Consider the following 19732-nt stretch of genomic DNA (forward strand, 5'->3'; position numbering starts at 1 on the left):
ACGTCCATGACGGTGCCGCGCGCCGCGCGGGCGAGTGGTTACACGACACATTTTAATCGAGGGAGACAGACCACATGCAATGGACCGTCGATGAGCAACTCGCGCTGACGGCAAGCGAGGCCGTGGCCGCTGTCCAGTCGGGACGCCTGAGCGCAACCGATTACGTCGCGACCCTGCTCGCGCGCGCGGCAGCGCTCGCCACGCTCAACGCCTTCACCGCGATCGACATGGAAGGCGCGCTCGCCGCCGCGAACCGCATCGACGCCCTGCCGGCCGGCGAAAAGGCCCGTCTTCCGCTCGCGGGCCTGCCCGTCGTCATCAAGGACAACATCAACACGGCAGGCCTGCTGACCTCGGCGGGCACGCCCGCGCTCGACGGCTTCAAGCCGAAGACGGACGCGCCCTCCGTGCGCAAGCTCATCGACGCCGGCGCGATCGTGCTGGGCAAGACGAACATGCACGAGCTCGCGTTCGGCATCACGAGCGCCAATCTGGCCCCGCACGCGGGCCCGGTGCGTAACCCGTACGATCCGTCGCTGATCGCGGGCGGTTCATCGGGCGGCACGGCCGTGGCCGTCGCCGCGCGTATCTCGCCCGCCGGGCTTGGCAGCGATACAGGCGGGTCGACGCGCATTCCCGCCGCGCTGACGGGCATCGCGGGCTTCCGGCCGTCCGTGGGCAACGGCGGCGCCGAGCGGCGCTATCACGACCCGCAGGCCGTCGTCCCCATCAGTCATACGCGCGATACCGTTGGGCCGATGGCGCGCACCGTCGCGGATGTCGCACTGCTCGACGGCGTGATCACGGGCGACGCGGCGCTCCCCGACGTGCAACTGTCCGCGCTGCGTATCGGCTTGCCCGAACCGCTGTGGGCAGAGCTCGAACGCGCAACGGAAGAGGTCGCGCGCCGCGCGCTCGTCAAGCTCGAGGCGGCGGGCGTCACCTTCGTGTCCGTCGCGATGCCCGACCTGCTGCGGCTGAACGAACAGACAGGCGGCCCGATCGCGATCCACGAAGCGCTTGAAGACGTGCGCGATTATCTCGTCGCGAACGATGCGCCCGTCAAGACGGTGGGCGAGATCGCGGCGCGCATCGCGAGCCCCGACGTGCGCGAGATTTACGACGTCGTGCTCGCGGACGCGCTCGCGCAGCAGTATCCCGCTGCCCTGCACACCTGGCGTCCGCAATTGCAGCAGCACTACGCGGACACGTTCGCAGCCGAACGGCTCGATGCCCTGCTGTTCCCGACGACGCGGCTCGTGGCCGTCCCCATCGATGAAGTGAACGGCTCGTCGATCGTGTCGATCGACGGCGCGCCCGCCATCGAGGAAATGACGGCCTATCTGCGCAATACCGATCCCGCCAGCAATGCGGGCATTCCGGGCCTTTCGCTGGCCGCCGGTCTCACGCAGGAAGGCCTGCCCGTGGGCATTGAACTGGATGGGCCGCTCGGCAGCGACCGCCGTCTACTCGCCATCGGCATCGCATTCGAAGCACTGCTCGGCACGGTGCCCGCGCCGACTATCTGACGTCTTTCATGCTCCGACCACGCATCAGGCACCTGACGGCGCTTGCCGTCGCGCTGTGGACGTCCGGCTGTGCACTCATCGCAACAGCCGATCCCAACGCTCTCTGGAAAATCGTCGACCACCAATGCGTGCCCGCCGCCCGCGCGTCGGGCAGGCCTGGCTTCTGCACGTCCGTCGATCTGCAGAAACGCTACGCGATTCTCAAGGACATCAACGGCAACACCCAATTTCTGCTAATTCCGACCGACCGCGTGACGGGCATCGAAAGTCCGAGCGTGCTCGATGCCGATGCACCCGACTATTGGGCCGACGCGTGGGCCGCGCGGCAATATGTGGGCTCGCGCATCGGTCTCACGTTTCCGCCGAACCAGCTCGGCCTCGAAATCAATTCGGCGTACCGCCGCTCGCAGCAGCAGCTACATATCCATATGGACTGCATGCACGACAGCGTCATCAAGGATCTCGCGCGCTTCGCCACTGTCGAGCCGGGTCAATGGCACTGGACCACGCTCGACGGCAACCGGTACCGCGTGATGCGCGTGCTATCGCTGACGGGCGCCGACGACCCGTTCCGAATCGTCGCGCGCGACCGTCAGGGCAGCGACGCGATGGCGCAGCAGACCATTCTCGTAACGGGCGCCGGGCCAACGGACAAGGACGGCTGGCTGGTCGTCAATAGCGGCCCGGAACTCGACGACGGCAGCGGTTCTGCCGAACCGCTGCTCGATCACGCGTGCGAAATCGGCATGCATCGGTAAAAGCGCTGGGCATTTGTTCAGGCTTCGCATATCACGCAGGCTAAATCGGCTTTGCTCACATGCTTTGCCGAACAAATTGGTTCGGCGGCGGCCCCCTCGCCTTTAGGATCGGTTGGACTGCATGACGACCGATCTGCCGATGTCCTTCTATCTCGACGACGCACAACGTTACACACTCACCCGACGCCGAACGAGCTTCAGCTGGCGCACCGAATGGCCGACATGGCTTCTGATCGGCGCGATCTACGGCGGATGGTTTTTTATCGCGAGCCATGCGCGCGTGCTCGGTCTGAACGCCGCGATTCCGCTGCTCGCCGTGTTCAGCGCGTGGTACATGTCGCTTCAGCACGAACTGCTGCACGGGCACCCGACGCGCTCCGCGTTCGTCAACGCCCTGATCGGCTTTGCGCCGATCGCCGTGTGGTTTCCGTATCGCGTCTATCGCCAGTTGCATTTGCAGCATCACGACGATCCGCATCTGACGCATCCCGAGATCGATCCCGAGAGCTTCTTCGTCAGCAGTCACGCGTGGCGGCAAGCGGGACCGCTGACGCGCGCGTTGCTTGTCGCGCGCAACACCTTCTTTGGACGTCTGCTGCTCGGTCCGGCGTTTTCAATCGCGGCGACGGCGACTCAGGCGCTGCGCAAGCCGCTGCGCGGCGACTGGTCCGATGTGCCCGCGTGGCTCGCGCATTTCGCGGCGCTCGCGGTACTGATGGTGTGGCTCGATCGCGCATGTGGGATTGCGCCGTGGCTGTTCATCGCGGCTGTCGGGTACCCCGCGCTGGCGTTGAGCGCCGTGCGCTCGTTTCACGAACATCGCGCTGCCCGTTCGCATGAACAGCGCTCCGTCATCAACGAGGCCGCGTGGTGCTGGCGTCTGCTGTTTCTGAACAACAACTATCATCTGGTCCATCATGATCTGCCGCAGGTACCGTGGTTTGCGCTTCGGGAGGTCTATCATGAGTCCCGGCAGCAATATCTCGAGCGCTCAGGAGGCTTTCTGGTAAAGGGCTACGGCGAATGGTTGAAGCGTTATTCGTTCACTCGGATCGCCCATCCACTTTATAGGGACATATCCGATGTGATCTTAGATAAGCCATCAGGTGCCGACAGTTTTGCGGGTAAATTGCGGGTAAAATCTATGGTAGTTGTCCTTCGGGGAGAATTCCATGAGGTTGACCTACCCGCTGTTGCTGAACGCCAAACCGCAAGACAAGCCCTATAAGATTCGCGACCGCGATTCCATGTAGCTACGGGTGTCGGTCTCAGGTTCGAAGATGTGGAAATTTGACTTCCGGTTGGATGGCAAGGATTGCAGTTACACCCTCGGCCGATTTCCCGATCTCTCTGTCGCGGACGCTCGTCAACTTCGTAACGCTGCGGCCAAGCTTGTCGCGTCCGGGGTTCATCCGAAGGCACACGAAAAACACCTTCAACGTCAGAACGTTGCCCATTACAAAAATACGCTCTGGCCGGTGTGTGAGGAATGGCTGAGCGACAACCGAGGGAACTGGACCGCGTACTACCACGGCCAAGCCACGCGCTTCCTTGCACGCTATGTGAAGGACTCGCAGCTAGGTGCAATGCCAATTCGCGACATCACAGTGGCGCACCTGTATGACCTGATCCAATCGATTGCAAAGCGTAAAACTCTTTCAGGCGATGAACGCAAGGCCGGGGGCGCTCCTCACATCGCAATACGTTTGCGCCAACACCTTGACGCTGTATTCAGACGCGCGATTATCAGCGGTCGAGTAAGGAAGCTGATGTCGGGCGATACCCGATTCCTGGCCTCAGCAAATGACCACCGACCAGTCCCACAACAAGCGACAAAGTAGAAACCAGCTCAAAATAAAGCAGAGTCTTCGCGCCCACCCGTCCCAGCTTCTTCACGTCTCCCATGCCGGCAATCCCGCAAACGACCATGCAGAATACAAGCGGCCCGGTCAGCATCCTGATGAGGCTAATGAACGTGTCTCCGATAGGCTTGAATCGCACAGCAAATTTCGGCTCGACGTATCCCAGTCCGCCACCCAAGAGGATTGCAACCAACACCTGAAAATACTGCTGCCGAAGCAGGGAAAAACTTTTGGCGCGTGCCACGCTGAGGAGACTTGGTGTATTCATCGTTCTCTGATTTCGTCGACAACCTTGTTACCGACATATCTCCACGGCGGTTGATACCGATTGTGGATCCGCTTGCAAGGACCAATTGATGTGAATGCCTCTACGCTTGGAGGCTTGACTAGCTAGCCTCAAACAAAAAATTAGAGGACTGAAATCTAACCAGGGTCCTGCGAAAGCTTGAATGATGCAACCGTCGCTTCTAGCCGGTGTGTCTCCTCCTCAAGCGCCTGGGCTGCAATCGCCCCTTGCTCAATCACCGCAGCATTCCGCTGCGTCACCTGCTCCATCAAAATAACCGCCTGGTTCACCTGTTCGATACCTTGACTTTGTTGTTCCGAGGCGCTGGCAATCTCATCTACCATCTGAGATGCATTCTCGATTGCTACCTTCATTTCATCCATTGCCACGCTGACTCTATCGGCCTGCTTTGATCCTTCGCTAATCGTCGCTACCGACGTGCCAATCAATTCCTTTATCTCCCTCGCCGCGGATGCAGACCGCTGGGCGAGACCCCTTACTTCACTCGCGACAACGGCAAATCCTCTTCCCTGTTCGCCTGCACGGGCAGCTTCGACGGCCGCATTCAGTGCCAGGATATGTGGAGTTTCCTCTGGGCGGTGCTTCGGCGCTCGGTTGCGTCAGAAGTTTGTCAACATAACTTCGTCGTGGGAGTAGCGTAGTTCCTCCGATCACCGTATCCGGAGGGCACCATGCTTCAGGAATTGTTTCCGGAGGTACATCGCCGCTATGAGGGATCCCGGTTCGCCGCCGATCTTGAGGGTTTCGCTGCCTGGCTGCGTCGGAGCGGATATTCTCGCAACACTACCTGCGATCATTTGTTTCGGGCAAAGCAAACACTTGAACGGATGGATGACGCCGAGCCCGGCGGGGAGTTTGCCACCGAGCATCTATACACCGCATTTACGTCATCGCACTTCCCGGCGCTATATCGGGGTACGCAGCGGGCATTCGAGCGCTTTCTGTCTTCGCGAGGCAGATTGATTCGGGCTGAGCCAGAAGCCCCGTTCGGAGCCCTGCGCGGTCACTATACGCTCGTGTCAGCGACTGGCAACGATTGCACAGAGCGGAGCTCAAGAAATTGAAGCCTCCCTAAACGATGACATTTCAATGGCTGAAAAGAAGCGCAGTGCCTGAGCCAAGGTCTCCTTTATTTGGTTTTCCAGGTGAATTTATGGCCGTTGCGTTTTTTCCAGTCTTACTGTGTCATAAATCTATTTGAGGCGATCGGTACCTGGTAGTATTGAGTAATATGGACTTCGGGAGATCGCGATGAGAGAAGATGCCGACGAATTTCACGCGTATCTGAATCGCACCACTCATGCTTGGACCTCTTTGATTGATTGAGATTTGCGCGTGAACATTCCGGCGGAATCGGAACCGAAGCGGCGACGCTCGTGCGCCAGCTCAATCAGACGCGCCGTCAACGCTTCATTCCCCTGGCTTCGCCTCATAGTGCAACACGCGGCGAGAAAGCCCGACAAGCCGGCAGGCGCGGCGTTCCGAGATGTTGACCTTATCCCGAATCGTCACGACTGCTTCGCGCTTGGCTTGCGGCCCCGCTATCTGCGATCATCCGCCTCTGCAAGTGGCTCGCAGGCAGCCTGGACCAGGAATGCCGCCCCTAACGCGCCTTGTACAACGCGCCTTGTACATTTCCGGCCGCCCCGATAGAAGTAATGCTTTGCATCAGTTCTTCGCGTGGGCGTTACACGATACTTCGCCCGTTGCGTCGTCATTGATATTCGCTAAAGCGGGAAACAGGCGTTTCATCGGCGGGCGTCGACGAATAGCCGGGTACATCGGCCTTGAACTGGTCGAGCAGGCCGCGATCGGTCCGCGACAGGCCCTTCAATTGCAGTTGCATCAGCATGCGCGTGCCCGTGCTCGGCGACGTGCTACCCGTCGCGTTCGTGTACTTCTCCATGCCGAGCGAGAGCGACCAGCATTGCGCGTCGTATTGCAGCCCAAGCAGACCTGCGATCAGACGATGCGTGCTCATGTCGTAGTTGATGCGTGCAACACTGGCCATGTTTTTCGCCAGCGGCCATTGCCCCGACACGATGATCTGGTTGACGGGCTGAAAATCCAGCGTCGTGTTAGCGCGCGTGTAGCGATACGCGACATTGACTACGTGCGCCGTTGCAGGCGCCCATGCGAAGCCGATCGAGCCCTGCGTCAGATAATTGTCCGACTGGCTGTATTGCAATGCATTCTGCAGGATGAGATCAGGGCCGACCTTAATCGAGCTGCCAGCAATCAGACTCGTGCGCGCGACGTTCGCCGTGCTTTCCGTGTCGTAGAGCGTGACGCGCGGCTGGATGAAATCGTAACGCTGCGCAATTACGAAGCGCGCGCGCTCGTCGCCCGTTGCAGCGTCGATCAGTCGTGACGTCAGCGCAGCCGTCACACGGCTTTCATCGGACACACGGTCGTTGCCGACAAACGCGTTATCGGTGAACAGTTCCCCCAGGCCAAAGTCGGCTTCCGTCGTGTCGAAGAGCGGCACGTAGGTCTGGTTGCGATAAGGCGTGTACACATAGTGCAGGCGCGGCTCCAGCGTCTGGATGTACGAACCGCCCCAGAGGCGCACCGCGCGTTCGAACGTCATGCCCGAGTCGAGGCTCAAGGTCGGCACATTGACGTTCACACTGTGCGGCTGTCCGGTGGGTGCATCCGATGCGATCGACGTGAGATCGTAAGACGCGAAATGCCATTTGATCTTCGGCGTAAAGAACCAGCCCGGCCGCACGACCGGATAGCTGACGAAAGGATTGAAAACGAAACGCGTGCCTTGCGTCACATCGTCCGATGCAAGCGTGAAGCGCGTCGCGTCCGCTTCGAACCCGTAATCGAAGCCGCCGACGTCATACCGGTTGTAACGCACATTGACCTGCGGCTCGCGGTTGTACGTCGTATCGCTCGAAAAAGACTGCCAGTGCTGCTCGCGCGCGAGCACCGACCACGGTCCGTTGTTGTAGGTTAGCCCTGCTTCCTGCTGATAAAGCGTGGTCGAACTGGTCGGAAACGCGCTGCCTGAACCCAGATCGGTCGACACGTTCGCATCCGACACGCGGTTGTAATTCACATACGCCGCGAAGCCGGAGCCCAGCCTCCAGATGTGATTCAGGTCGATCGAATAACGGCGCTCATGCGTCGTGATGTCGTTGGGCAGATACGCGATGGATAGCGAACCGGATGAGGCTTCCGTCAGATACCGGTAGTCTGCGCTAAGCATTTCACCGCGTTTCGACATGTAACGCGGCGCAATGGTCAGGTCGTAGTTCGGCGCAACGTTGAAATAGTAAGGGACGGTGATGTCTACGCCGTTCTTCGAACTCATCGACCACGTCGGCGACAGCAGGCCGCTGCGTCGCGCGCCGTCGAGCGGAAACGACAGCCACGGGCTGGCAAGCAATGGAATGTTCTGAAAGTACAGCACGCCATTGTGCGCGACGCCTTCGTCAGCGCCGCGGTCCATCGCGAACTGCGAAGCGCGGATGTACCACGCCGGGTTCCCGTCGCAATCGCAGGTGCTATAGGTGCCGTCTTCTATCTTCGAACGCTCGTTGTCGAGCAGTTCGGCGCGCCGGCCGCTGCCCCAGCCGCCGTTCAGATAGAAGCGGTATCGGGGCTGCGCGATGATGCCTTCGCTGGCGTCCACGTGCAGCTGGCCGAACGGTCCTGTGAACACGTCGCCCTTCGAAACGATGCTGACATGGCCATATGCATCCGCCATATCGCCGTCGACGTCGTAGTGCAGCGCATCGCCTTTGACGACGAAACCATAGCGGCGCAACTCGGCTGCGCCCTTGAGCGACACGTCGGAATCGACCGTGCCGGTGACGGCATCGCCCAAGCCGATCGTCGCGGCTTTGACGCCCGGCACACTGGGCGTTTCGGTCAGTTGTGGCGCGAAGCGCAAGCTCCAAGCGTCGGACAGACGTTCAGCGCTGGCCGCGTCGCCCACAAGCTGCGCGTGCACAGCAACAGGCGCGAGCAGACACAGCACGAGCGCGGCAATAGGCCTGATTGCGAGGCCCTGGACTTCTCTGCGGAATATCAAAGCGGAATCGTGGCGGCTGGTTGACGGGCGGACGCCGGCCCGAATGGGAGATGCGTCCAGAGCGTCTTACTGCAACGTCACGGTGTCGCTCGTGACCTGTGCGACAGTGGCACCCGCCGACGCGGCCACACCGTTCAACGCCTCGATCAGCGGCGCAATCTGCTCGCACGGCAGCGAAAACGAAATGCCCATGTTGCCCGCGAGCCGGAAACGGATCACCGCCGTCTGCGTGCCGTTCAGACGCCCGATTTCCCAGCCGTAGCTCTGATACGCGAACGCGGTCTGTGCGTTGCCGCTGGTGATGCGGTCCGAATGCTCGATCGCATTCGGCAACGCGACCAGCAACTGGTCGAGCACGGAACGGTGGATGGCCGTCATCGGCTGATTGCCGTGAATCAGCAGATAGAGACCGTCTTCCGTCATCTGCAGATCGGAAATCGAATTGACCACGTGGGCTGCGTGCTCAGACATGACGCACCTCGTCAACACGCGCGCCCGAGCCCACGGCGGTGCCCGGTCGCCGGTCCGCGTCGTCCAGATGATGCGCGCACGTGTCTTCGATCCACGGCTCGTATGAAGACGCCCTGGCGATCCAGGCAGAGAAAAGCGGCGACGAGCTGGTGCGCAACACAGCAACCAGTACGACGGGATCGATATGTTCGAGCATGGCGGAGGACCAGAGGTAATGGGAGTCGGCACGATAACGCCACCTCCATCCTCGACGCGTTACCACGATCCTACCGATTCTTAGCTGCGCCGTTCCGCCCTTGCGTGCCGGCGCCGCTAAACACGCGCCGCTGCACACTGCGGCGCCATTCCTTTCACGCCGCAACAAATATTCAGAAAGTTTGGCGTAACCCTGCGCAAGGCGCCCATTTCTATACTCGCGGCTTTTCGTAGTGAGTCGCGTCACGTCTCCAAAGATCTTCGATGAAACAAAGAGCATCAACTATCTGTCTCGCCAGCGCGCTCACCGTGTGCGCCACGACGCTGACGCCATCGATCGCGCATGCCGACGATTCCATGATCGTCATGGACATCCGCCTCGAAGGCCTGAGGCGCATTGAAGCGGGGACGCTGCTCGCGAATCTGCCCATCAAACGCGGTGAAGTGTTCACGGACGACAAGGCATCGGCGGCCGTGCGGGCGATCTACGATACGGGTCTGTTCAACGACGTCAACGTATCGCTCGACGGCGATGTAGTGGTCGTGCACGTCGTCGAGCGTCCGGCTATTGCTGACATCGATTTCGCCGGCATTCACGAGTTCGAGAAAGACAATCTGACCAAGGCGCTGAAAGCAGTGGGTCTGTCGCGCGGCCGTCCGTTCGACAAGGCGCTGATCGACAAGGCCGAACAGGAACTGAAACGCCAGTACCTCACGCGAGGCTACTACGCCGCCGAAGTGCAAACCACGACCACGCCTGTGGATAGCGGACGCGTATCGATACTCTTCTCGGTGATCGAAGGCCCGAATGCGAAGATCCGGCAGATCAATTTCATCGGCAATCGTGTGTTTTCGGAAAGCACGCTGCGCGACGAAATGGAACTGTCGACGCCGAACTGGTTTTCCTGGTACACGAAGAACGATCTATACTCGAAAGAGAAGCTCGGCGCCGATCTCGACCGGCTGCGTTCCTACTATCTGAACCGCGGCTATCTGGAGTTCCGGATCGACTCGACGCAGGTTTCGCTGACGCCCGACAAGAAGGAGATGTACCTGACGCTCAACGTGCACGAAGGCAAGCCTTATACGATCACGGGCATCCGGCTCGCCGGCAATCTGCTCGATCGCGAAGGGGAATTGACGCCGTTGATCGGCATCAAGCCCGGCGAAAAGTTCTCCGAAGACAAACTGCGCGCGACGACAAAAGCGGTTGTGGACCGGCTCGGCGAATATGGCTACGCGTTCGCGACGGTGAATGCAGTGCCACGAATCGATCAGGACAAGCATACGGTCGATCTCACGCTGCAAGTCGATCCAGGCCGCCGCGTCTATGTGCGGCAGGTGAACGTGGAAGGCAACACGCGCACGCGCGACGAAGTGATACGCCGTGAAATGCGCCAACTGGAAAGCGCATGGTTCGATTCGAATCGGCTCGCACTGTCGAAGGAACGCGTAAACCGTCTCGGCTATTTCACCGACGTGGACGTGACGACGGTGCCCGTCTCCGGCTCGAACGATCAGGTCGATGTCGACGTCAAGGTCACGGAAAAGCCGACAGGGGCAATCACGCTGGGCGCGGGTTTTTCTTCGTCGGACAAGGTGGTGTTGTCGGCGGGTGTTTCGCAGGACAACGTCTTCGGCTCGGGCACGAGTCTCGCCGTCAACGTGAATACGGCGAAAACGTATCGCACGCTGTCGGTCACGCAGACCGACCCCTATTTCACGGTGGATGGCATCAAGCGCATTTCGGATGTCTATTACCGCACGAGTTATCCGCTGTATTACAGCAACGACGAGAGCTTTCGTATCGTCTCGCTCGGCGCAGACCTGAAGTTCGGCATTCCGTTTTCGGAGATCGATACTGTCTACTTCGGGCTCGGTATCGAGCAGGATCGCTTCAACACCGATTCGTCGACGCCGCAGGCCTATCTCGACTATGTCAAGGAATTCGGCCGAGTCGTCAACAACGTGCCGATTACCGCGGCCTGGTCGCGCGATGCGCGTGACAGCGCACTAATGCCGAGCCGCGGTTACATGCTGCAGGCCAACGGCGAAGTCGGCACGCCGGCGGGTGAAACCGAGTACTACAAAGCCGATGTGCAGAGCCAGTACTACTACTCGTTCGCGCGCGGCTTCATTCTGGGCCTGAATTTGCAGGCCGGCTACGGCAATGGGTTCGCCGGCAAGGCCTATCCGATCTTCAAGAACTACTATGCAGGCGGTATCGGTTCGGTGCGCGGTTATGAATCGAGTTCGCTGGGGCCGCGCGATTCGTCGACGGGCGATTCGATCGGCGGATCGAAGATGGTGGTCGCCAACGTCGAGATGACCTTTCCGCTGCCGGGCAGTGGCTGGGACCGCACGCTGCGCGTCTTCACCTTCGTCGATGCGGGCAATGTATGGGGCAACGAAGGCAGCAGCACGGGCGCAAACGGCTTGCGATACAGCTATGGCGCTGGGCTTGAATGGATTTCGCCGATTGGGCCGTTGAAGTTGTCGGTCGGGTTTCCCATTGTGCGGCACGCGGACGATAAGTATCAGGTCTTTCAGTTTCAGATTGGGACTTCGTTCTGATTGGTTTTTGGGTTTTGGTTTTGAACTGGTCCGCGTTTTATTGCGGGTGCTTCACGCGTCGCCCCTGTGCGGGGCGGCGCCTACTTTTAGTCCGCAGTGGGTGTCGCCTGTCGAAGGAATGCGTATAGCGAGTTCCCGCGACTTTGACAACGCGCCTGCGCGCGACGAACCAATCAATCGTCGCGCAAAGCGGTACGCGTCATATGCGCCGTCTGTGCAGTGCTTCACCTCCCGGAAGAATCCGCCGTCTTCAGTTGACTGTCCCACCCGCCCCCCAGCGCTTTCACTAGCAGCACAGCGTTCTGCAACGTCGTGCTGCTGTAGTCGAGGGCGATCTTGCGGTCCTCCACTTGCGTGAGTTGCGTGTCGAGCATGTCGATGCGGCTCGCCGTGCCTGCCGCGAAGTTGCGTTGCTGGCTGGCGGCCAGTTCGCCGCTGCGCCGCGCGACCTCGTTCGACGCTGCCGCCTGGCGCGACGCGATCTGCACTGCGCTCAGATAATCTTCAACGTCCTGGAACGCGCTCAGCACGGTCTGCCGGTACGCGGCCACTTCCTGATCGTAGTTGGCGCGCGCGGCACGCACCGAGGCGCTCGTCGCGCCCGCATCGAACACCGTCTGCGCAACGTCGAGTCCGAGCGACCAGAAGCGCGTGGGCAGCGAGATTAGATGCGCGAACGACGTGCCGCTCCAGCCGCCGTCGGCCGTTAGCGTGATGGTCGGGAAATAGCCCGCCTTCGCCACGCCGATTTTCGCGTTGTATTGCGCGACCGTGCGCTCGGCCTGCACGACGTCCGGCCGCCGCTGCAGCAATGTGGACGGCAACGCGACGGGCAGCGCCGGCAAGTCGAACCGATAGTCCGCCTGAACCGGCAGCGAAAACGCCGCGGGCGGCTCGCCGAGCAGCACGGCAATCGCATGCTCGTACTGACGGCGCGTGAGTTGCGCGCTCGCGATACTTTCGTCGATCGCCTGCAATGTGTTGTGGGCCGTGCGCACATCGTCATACGAGGAAACGCCTTGCTTGTACTTCGCTTCCGTCAGCGCGAGCAGTTCCGCATCGATGCGGCGTTCCTCTTCGAGAATCGCGAGATCGGCGTCGGCGGCCCGCACGGTGAAGTAGTCGACGGCCAGCGTCGCGAGCACGCTCAGGCGCTCGCCCGCCAGTTGCGCATCCGATGCCTGCGCGCTAGCCTCGCTCACTTCGACGGAGCGCCGCACGCTGCCCCACAGGTCCGGCTCCCAGCTCGCCTCCAGTTCCGCCGACACGCTCTTCGACGCGTAGCTGCTAGTGCTGCTGCCTGATGAAATCGGTGTCGTGTTGCTGCCGGTACCCGTACGCGAGCGCGTACCCGAACCGGCGAACGACACCGTGGGAAACAGACTCGCGCGCGACGACGCGACCTGGGCGCGCGCCGAGCGATACGCGGCTTCGTATTGCGCGAGGGTCTGGTTCGCCTTCAGCGCGCGCTCGCACAGATCGTCGAGCGTCCCGTCGCCGAACACGGTCCACCAGCGGCTATCGAGTGACGCGGCGGGATCGGGCTTCGCCTGCTGCCACACGTCGCCCGCATCGGAACTGTTGGCTTCCTTGAAGGCGGCGGGCACGACGACATCGGGCCGCTTGTAGTCGGGGCCGACCGCGCAGCCTGCGCACAGCGTTGCAATGGCGGCAGCCACGATCGATCGTTGCACACGCCGCGTCGTGCGCGTAGCTTTGTCCATCATGATGGGGTTCCGTTACGTGAGGCGCGCCGGCCGTTGAAGCGGTCGAGCCAGAGATAGATCACGGGTGTCGTGAAGAGCGTCAGCAACTGGCTGACCATCAGGCCGCCGAAAATCGCGACGCCAAGCGGATGGCGAAACTCATGCCCATAGCCCGAACTGACGATCAGCGGCACCGCACCGAGCAATGCGGCGAGCGTCGTCATCATGATCGGCCTGAAACGCGTGAGACACGCCTGGTAGATCGATTCCTCGGCGCTCGAGCCCTGTTCACGCTCATACGTGACGGCAAAATCGACCATCATGATCGCGTTCTTCTTCACGATGCCGATCAGCAGCACGATGCCGATCAGCGCGATGATCGTCAGCTCGTAGCCACAGACGTAGAGCGCGACGAGTGCACCCAGTCCCGCCGAAGGCAGCGTCGAGAGTATCGTCAGCGGATGGATAAGATTCTCGTACAGGATGCCGAGCGCAATATAGACGGCCATCAGCGCGCCGATAATCAACAGCAGTTCGCTGCCGCCCGACTGCTGCATCATCGCGCCTTGTCCTGCGAAACCGGGCAATATCGTGTTCGGCAGATTCAGCGACGCGACGGCCGACTTGATGGACTCGTTTGCGTCGCTCATCGTCACGCCTTCGCGCAGGTTGTACGACAGCGTGACAGCCGCAAACTGGTTGTCGTGCGCAATCGTAACGGGGGCGTGCGACAGTGTGCGCGTCGCGAGCGCGGACAGCGGCACAAGCGTTGCGCTCGAGGCGGTGCTCGTCGAAGAGGATGTGCTGGACGTGCTGCTCGCATTGGTCGCGGGTACATACAGCGTGTCCAGCGTCTTCGGATCTTGCGCGTACTGCGGCGCGATCTCCATGACGACGTGATACTGATTCGCAGGACCATAGACCGTCGCAATCTGCCGCTGACTGAATGCATTGTTCAATGCATCGTCGATGGCTTCGAACGGCACGCCCAGACGCGCCGCCGCATCGCGATTGACTTGCAGCATCATCGAAAGACTCGCGCTTTGCACGTCGGTGTTCACGTCGCGCAACTGCGGCAGCGTGCGCAGCTTCGCTTCGATGCGCGGCACCCACTTGTCCAGGTCGTCCTGGTTCTCCGCCGTCACGGTGTACTGGAACTGCGCCGAGCTTTGTCGCGCGCCGAACATCAGGTCCTGCGCGGATTGCAGCAAGAGTCGCACGCCGGGAATATCGGCTGTGCGGCGGCTCAGATCAGCGATCACCTGATCGGCGCTATGCTTGCGCTCCGACAGCGGCTTGAGCGTGATGAACATCATGCTGTTGCTCACTGCATTGCGGCCGCCGACGTAGCCCGATACCGATTGCACATCCGCGTTCTGCAAAATGCGCCGGTTGATCTCGTCGAACTTCTGCTTCATCGCCTGGAACGAAATGCTCTGCGACGCCTGGATGTTGCCCATCAGCCGCCCCGTGTCCTCGATCGGGAAAAATCCCTTTGGCATTACGGCGACCACGCCGACATTGGCGAATAGCAGGAACACGGTGACCGCAAGCATCATCTTCGGATGACGCAGGGCCCAGCGCAGACTGCGCGCGTAAGCACGTTCCACGCGCGGCCCGGACGCGCCTTCGCTCTGCTTGTGCGGTGGGCCGCGCAGCAGCAGACGGCCCAGCGTCGGCGCGAGTGTCAGCGAGATCACCATCGAAATCATGATTGCAATCGCCAGCGACACGGAGAACTCACGGAACAGCCGCCCGACGATGCCGCTCATCATGATGAGCGGCAGGAACACGACCACGAGCGACACGCTAATGGTCAGCACCGTGAAGCCGACTTCACGCGTACCGTCGAGCGCGGCGGCAAGCGGCGTCTTGCCCTGATCGACATGTCGCATGATGTTTTCGACCACGACGATCGCGTCGTCCACTACGAAGCCCGTCGAGATGGTCAGCGCCATCAGCGACAGGTTGTTCAGGCTGTAGCCGAGGAAGTACATCGCGGTGAAGGTGCCCGCCAGCGCGAGCGGCACCGTGATCGCGGGAATCAGCGTGCTGCGCCAGTCGCGAAAAAACGCGTACGACACGGCCGTCACCAGCAGCACGGCTGCCAGCAGCGAGATCTCGACGTCGAACACGGACGAGCGGATCGTCTGCGTGCCGTCCAGCACAACGTTGAGCTTCACCGTCGACGGCAGGCTCGCGGCGAGTTGCGGAAGCGTGTCGCGAATCGCGTCGACGGTCTTGATGACGTTCGCGTTCGGCTGCTTCGACACGATCAGCAGCACGGCTGGCTTGCCGTTCGCGAGACCGTAGTTGCGCAGGTCTTCCGTTGACCTCACCACTTGCGCGACATCGGTGACGTGCACCACCGTGCCATCGTGGGTGCGGATCACGAGCGGCTTGTAATCGGCGGGTTCCGTCAACTGATCGTTCGCACCGGTCACGTAGTGCTGTCCGTTCATGCTGACGGCGCCCTTCGGCAGATCAACGCTCGCGTTCGCCAGCGCGGTGCGCACGCTGTCGAGCGCGATGCCGTAGCGGCTCAGTTGATCGGGATTCAGCTCGACGCGCACGGCAGGCAGTGCGCCGCCGCCCACCGTCACATCGCCGACGCCTTCCACCTGCAACAGCTTCTGTTGCAACACCGACGACGCATAGTCGTACATCTGCCCGACGCCCACCGTATCCGATGTGAGTCCGACGATCATCATGGGCGCCGCGGCAGGATTCATCTTGCGATAGGTCGGCGTCTGCGTGAGCGTCGTCGGCAGATTGCTGCGCGCCGCGTTGATCGCGGCCTGCACGTCGCGCGCCGCGCCGTCGATATCGCGGTTCAGATCGAACTGCAGCACGATCTGCGACGAGCCCGACGAGCTTTGCGACGTCATCTGCGAGAGCCCCGCAATCGAGCCGAATGCTCGTTCAAGCGGCGCCGTCACGGTCTTTGCGACCGTGTCGGAGTTTGCACCCGACAGCGTCGCGCTGACCATCACGACGGGAAAATCCACCGAAGGCAGCGCGGCGACGGGCAGCAGCCGGAACGCGACGATGCCGAACAGCGCAAGGCCGAGCGCCAGCAGCATCGTGCCGACGGGGCGACGGATGAAAGGAGCGGACAGGTTCACCATGCGCTCCTTAGCTCGCGTTCGCGTCGTCGGTCGGCGTGATCGCCGCGCGCGTTGCAAAGCGATGCAGCGCAAGAAAGATCACGGGCGTCGAGAACAGCGTGAGCAACTGGCTCACCACCAGCCCGCCGATGATCGCGATGCCGAGCGGCTGCCGCAGTTCGTGGCCTATCCCCGTGCCGAGCGCGAGCGGCAGTGCGCCGAACAATGAAGCGCAGGTCGTCATCAGGATCGGCCGGAAGCGCAGTTCGCACGCACGGCGCATCGCGTCGCGCCCGGCAAGACCGAGCGTGCGCTCCTGCTCGAGAGCGAAGTCGATCATCATGATCGCGTTCTTCATCACGATGCCGACCAGCAACACAATACCGATCAGACCAATGATGTCGAGTTCCCCGCCGCACAGCAGCAGCGCGGCGAGCGCGCCGCAGGCGGCGGAAGGCAGCGTCGAAAGGATCGTCAGCGGATGCACGAGGCTTTCGTACAGGATGCCGAGCAGGATGTAGACAGCGACAAGAGCGCCGATCAGCAGCAGCGCTTCATTGGCAAGCGACGTGCTGTAAAGCTGCGCCGCGCCTTCGAAGTTCATCTGAACACTCGCGGGCGCATTCAGCTTCTGTTCGATCGCTTCGAGGCGACTGACGGCCGTGCCGAGCGTCACGCCGTCCGCGAGATTGAACGACACGTCCGCGTAGGGGAACTGTGCCTGGCGCTGGATCGTCAGCGGTGCGGCACCGACTGTCGCCGTCGCGATGCTCGACAGCGGCGCAAGCGAAGTGGACGTGCTGCCCGAAGTCGAAGTCGATGATGACGACGACGAAGAAGAAGACGAGGCGCTCGTCGTCCCCACATACAGCCCGTCGAGCAACGCAAGCGGCGACTCGCCGACCAGCCGCACATCCGCGCCGAGCGTCACGTGATACTGGTTCACGTGCGTATAGATGGTCGAAATCTGCCGGTCGCCGAACGCGTCGTACAGCGCGTTGTCGAGGTCCTGCGCAGTCAGCCCGAGGCGCGACGCCGTCGCGCGGTCGAAGTCGAATGTCAGCACGTTGCCTTGCTGCTGCGCCTGGCTCTGCACGTCAGTGAACATCGGGTCTGTACGCAGCGCGTCGAGCAGGCGTTGCGTCCATTCGTCGAGTTCGGCGCGGTCGGTGGCCTGCACGCCGACGCGATAGCTGTTCGCGTTGATCTGGTCATCGAGTGTCAGATCCTGCACGGGATGCAGATAGAGCTTGAGGTCCGCGCGCTGCCCGACGTCTCGTGTCAGCCGTTGAATGACCGTGCGGCTCGCATCGCCATCCTTCAGGCTGATGAGCATACGCCCCTGGTTGATGGTCGGATTGTTCTGGTCGATGCCGACGAACGACGACACGCTGGCCACTGCGCTATCGTTCGCAACGCGGCCCGCCAGCGTGCGCGTCGAAGCGGCCATGCGCTCGAACGACGCGCGCGGAGAACCGAGCGAAATGCCTTCGATCATCCCCGTGTCCTGCTCAGGCAACAGGCCCTTCGGCAGCAGCAGGAATAGCACGCATGTCAGCAGCGTGGTGATTGCAACCATCACCAGCACCGTGACGCGATGCTCGAATGCCCAATCCAGTCCACGCAGATACCCGCGATTCAAACGCGCGAGCCAGTCCCTCGCGGTGGCGTCGCTATCGCTCGCGGCACGGTCGGCGCGCAACATGCGTGCGGCCATCATCGGCGTCAGCGTGAGCGACACCCACGCGGAAATCACGATCGCAATCGCCAGCGTCAGTGCAAACTCGCGAAACAGGCGGCCAATCACGTCGGGCATGAAGAACAGCGGAATCAGCACGGCGACGAGTGCGACCGAGATCGACAGAATCGTGAAGCCGATCTGCCGCGCGCCTTTCAACGCGGCGTCCAGTGGCGTCTCGCCGTTCTCGATGTGACGCATCACGTTTTCGAGCATCACGATTGCATCGTCGACCACAAAGCCCGTCGCCACCGTCAGCGCCATCAGCGTGAGGTTGTTGACGGAGAAGCCCAGCGCATAGATGCCCGCCACCGTGCCGACCAGCGCGAACGGCACGGTCACGGCGGGAATCAGCGTGAATTCGAGCCGGCGCAGAAACACGAATACGACCATCACGACGAGCGCAATCGCCGCCACCAGTTCCATCTTCACGTCGTGCACGGAAGCGCGGATCGTCTGCGTGCGGTCGCTGAGCACGCTGATCTTCACGGTCGCGGGCAGCGACGCGCGCAGTTGCGGCAACAGCGCTTCGATCCCGTCCACGACCTCGATCACGTTCGCGCCCGGTTGCCGCTGCACGTTGACGATGATTGCGGGCGTTGCGCCGCTCCATGCGGCCTGGCGCGGATTCTCCGCGGTCTGCGAAATCCTCGCGACATCGGCAAGACGCACAGGCGCGCCCTTGCGGTACGCGAGCACGAGGTCCTGATAATCGGCGGCGGACGTGAGCTGATCGTTGGCATCGATCGTGAAAGCCTGCAAGTTGCCGTCGATCGTGCCTTTCGCGCTGTTCACGTTGGCGTCGCCGACGGCCGTGCGTACGTCTTCGAGCGACAAACCCATCGCGTTCAACGCGCGCGTGTCGGTCTGCACACGCACGGCGGGCCGCGCGCCGCCCGACAGCGTGACCAGGCCGACACCCGACACCTGCGAGAGCTTCTGCGCAATGCGCGTGTCCGTCAGGTCTTCGACGCGCGTGAGCGGCAGCGCATCGGACGTGACGGCGAGCGTGAGCACGGCCGTATCGGCGGGATTCACCTTGCTGTAGACGGGCGGATACGGCAGATTCGACGGCAGCGTGCTGTTCGCGCTGTTGATCGCGGCCTGCACTTCCTGTTCCGCTTCGTCGAGATTCGTCGAGGTCAGGAACTGCAACGTGACGAGCGACACGCCGAGCGAACTCGTCGAGTTCATGCGCTTCAAGCCTGCCATCTGCCCGAACTGCTTTTCGAGCGGCGCGGTGACGGACGTGCTGATCACATCGGGCGATGCACCCGGGTATTGCGTATAAACCTGGATCGTCGGGTAGTCGATTTCGGGCAACGCGGACACGGGCATCAGCCGGTACGCGATCAGACCGATCAGCAACAGGGCAAGTGTCATCAGTCCCGTTGCGACGGGACGGCGAATGAACGGGCGGGAAATATCCATCGGTTTCTG

The 19732-nt window shown here is 61.7% G+C and carries 12 protein-coding genes and 2 pseudogenes; 5 read left to right on the forward strand and 9 right to left on the reverse strand.

Annotated features, from left to right (window positions below):
- The first annotated feature begins 74 nt into the window (after positions 1-74).
- From iaaH to BPHY_RS44225, 4 genes are all read left to right on the forward strand, one after another.
- Positions 75-1529, forward strand: a complete 1455-nt coding sequence (gene iaaH, locus BPHY_RS17600) for an indoleacetamide hydrolase (RefSeq protein WP_012402800.1) — start codon at positions 75-77, stop codon at positions 1527-1529.
- A gap of 8 nt (positions 1530-1537) precedes the next feature.
- Positions 1538-2287: a CDP-diacylglycerol diphosphatase gene (locus tag BPHY_RS17605; protein ID WP_012402801.1), complete on the forward strand. Its 750-nt coding sequence runs from the start codon at positions 1538-1540 to the stop codon at positions 2285-2287.
- Between the two features lie 139 nt (positions 2288-2426).
- A complete protein-coding gene (locus tag BPHY_RS17610; protein ID WP_041765004.1) occupies positions 2427-3515 on the forward strand; it encodes a fatty acid desaturase in 1089 nt (362 codons plus the stop codon).
- Between the two features lie 31 nt (positions 3516-3546).
- The gene (locus tag BPHY_RS44225; protein WP_407671245.1) at positions 3547-4128 is read left to right on the forward strand and encodes a tyrosine-type recombinase/integrase; all 582 of its coding nucleotides are present in this window, start codon (positions 3547-3549) and stop codon (positions 4126-4128) included.
- Here the strand turns inward: BPHY_RS44225 and BPHY_RS17620 are convergent.
- The 6 genes and pseudogenes from BPHY_RS17620 to BPHY_RS17645 all read right to left on the reverse strand — a co-directional run bounded on the left by BPHY_RS17620 (position 4034) and on the right by BPHY_RS17645 (position 9168).
- The gene (locus tag BPHY_RS17620; protein WP_041764338.1) at positions 4034-4417 is read right to left on the reverse strand and encodes a cation:dicarboxylate symporter family transporter; all 384 of its coding nucleotides are present in this window, start codon (positions 4415-4417) and stop codon (positions 4034-4036) included. The genes BPHY_RS44225 and BPHY_RS17620 overlap by 95 nt on opposite strands.
- A 155-nt stretch (positions 4418-4572) precedes the next feature.
- Positions 4573-5016 (reverse strand): annotated as a pseudogene (locus BPHY_RS17625) (methyl-accepting chemotaxis protein); the annotation flags it as partial.
- Positions 5017-5878: 862 nt separating this feature from the next.
- Positions 5879-5992, reverse strand: a pseudogene (locus BPHY_RS41395) (IS3-like element IS407 family transposase); the annotation flags it as partial.
- A gap of 178 nt (positions 5993-6170) precedes the next feature.
- The gene (locus BPHY_RS17635; RefSeq protein WP_012402804.1) at positions 6171-8501 is read right to left on the reverse strand and encodes an LPS-assembly protein LptD; all 2331 of its coding nucleotides are present in this window, start codon (positions 8499-8501) and stop codon (positions 6171-6173) included.
- A gap of 66 nt (positions 8502-8567) precedes the next feature.
- Positions 8568-8972, reverse strand: a complete 405-nt coding sequence (locus BPHY_RS17640) for a hypothetical protein (RefSeq protein WP_012402805.1) — start codon at positions 8970-8972, stop codon at positions 8568-8570.
- Positions 8965-9168 carry a hypothetical protein gene (locus BPHY_RS17645; RefSeq protein WP_012402806.1) on the reverse strand — a complete coding sequence of 68 codons (204 nt, stop codon included), beginning with the start codon at positions 9166-9168 and terminating at the stop codon, positions 8965-8967. Before BPHY_RS17645 ends, BPHY_RS17640 begins: the two co-directional genes overlap by 8 nt.
- Before the next feature lie 263 nt (positions 9169-9431).
- On the opposite strand from BPHY_RS17645, the gene bamA reads away from it, so the two are divergent.
- Positions 9432-11741 carry an outer membrane protein assembly factor BamA gene (bamA, locus tag BPHY_RS17650; RefSeq protein WP_012402807.1) on the forward strand — a complete coding sequence of 770 codons (2310 nt, stop codon included), beginning with the start codon at positions 9432-9434 and terminating at the stop codon, positions 11739-11741.
- Positions 11742-11965: 224 nt separating this feature from the next.
- On the opposite strand, the gene BPHY_RS17655 is transcribed toward bamA, so the two are convergent.
- Genes BPHY_RS17655 through BPHY_RS17665 form a run of 3 tightly spaced genes read right to left on the reverse strand, consistent with a single transcriptional unit; the run spans position 11966 to position 19723 of the window.
- Positions 11966-13468: an efflux transporter outer membrane subunit gene (locus BPHY_RS17655; protein ID WP_012402808.1), complete on the reverse strand. Its 1503-nt coding sequence runs from the start codon at positions 13466-13468 to the stop codon at positions 11966-11968.
- On the reverse strand, positions 13465-16572 hold the full coding sequence (locus tag BPHY_RS17660) for an efflux RND transporter permease subunit (RefSeq protein ID WP_041765013.1): 3108 nt from the start codon (positions 16570-16572) through the stop codon (positions 13465-13467). Before BPHY_RS17660 ends, BPHY_RS17655 begins: the two co-directional genes overlap by 4 nt.
- A gap of 10 nt (positions 16573-16582) precedes the next feature.
- Positions 16583-19723, reverse strand: a complete 3141-nt coding sequence (locus BPHY_RS17665) for an efflux RND transporter permease subunit (protein ID WP_012402810.1) — start codon at positions 19721-19723, stop codon at positions 16583-16585.
- Positions 19724-19732: the final 9 nt, after the last annotated feature.

The organism is Paraburkholderia phymatum STM815, from assembly GCF_000020045.1.
In the GTDB taxonomy this organism is placed as follows: domain Bacteria; phylum Pseudomonadota; class Gammaproteobacteria; order Burkholderiales; family Burkholderiaceae; genus Paraburkholderia; species Paraburkholderia phymatum.

What these genes read in the sequence shown, in the direction of transcription:
- iaaH (WP_012402800.1), top strand. Translation starts at nt 75, where the DNA reads ATGCAATGGACCGTCGATGAGCAACTCGCGCTGACGGCAAGCGAGGCC.
- BPHY_RS17605 (WP_012402801.1), top strand. Translation starts at nt 1,538, where the DNA reads ATGCTCCGACCACGCATCAGGCACCTGACGGCGCTTGCCGTCGCGCTG.
- BPHY_RS17610 (WP_041765004.1), top strand. Translation starts at nt 2,427, where the DNA reads ATGTCCTTCTATCTCGACGACGCACAACGTTACACACTCACCCGACGC.
- BPHY_RS17620 (WP_041764338.1), bottom strand. Translation starts at nt 4,417, where the DNA reads ATGAATACACCAAGTCTCCTCAGCGTGGCACGCGCCAAAAGTTTTTCC.
- BPHY_RS17640 (WP_012402805.1), bottom strand. Translation starts at nt 8,972, where the DNA reads ATGTCTGAGCACGCAGCCCACGTGGTCAATTCGATTTCCGATCTGCAG.
- BPHY_RS17645 (WP_012402806.1), bottom strand. Translation starts at nt 9,168, where the DNA reads ATGCTCGAACATATCGATCCCGTCGTACTGGTTGCTGTGTTGCGCACC.
- bamA (WP_012402807.1), top strand. Translation starts at nt 9,432, where the DNA reads ATGAAACAAAGAGCATCAACTATCTGTCTCGCCAGCGCGCTCACCGTG.
- BPHY_RS17655 (WP_012402808.1), bottom strand. Translation starts at nt 13,468, where the DNA reads ATGATGGACAAAGCTACGCGCACGACGCGGCGTGTGCAACGATCGATC.
- BPHY_RS17665 (WP_012402810.1), bottom strand. Translation starts at nt 19,723, where the DNA reads ATGGATATTTCCCGCCCGTTCATTCGCCGTCCCGTCGCAACGGGACTG.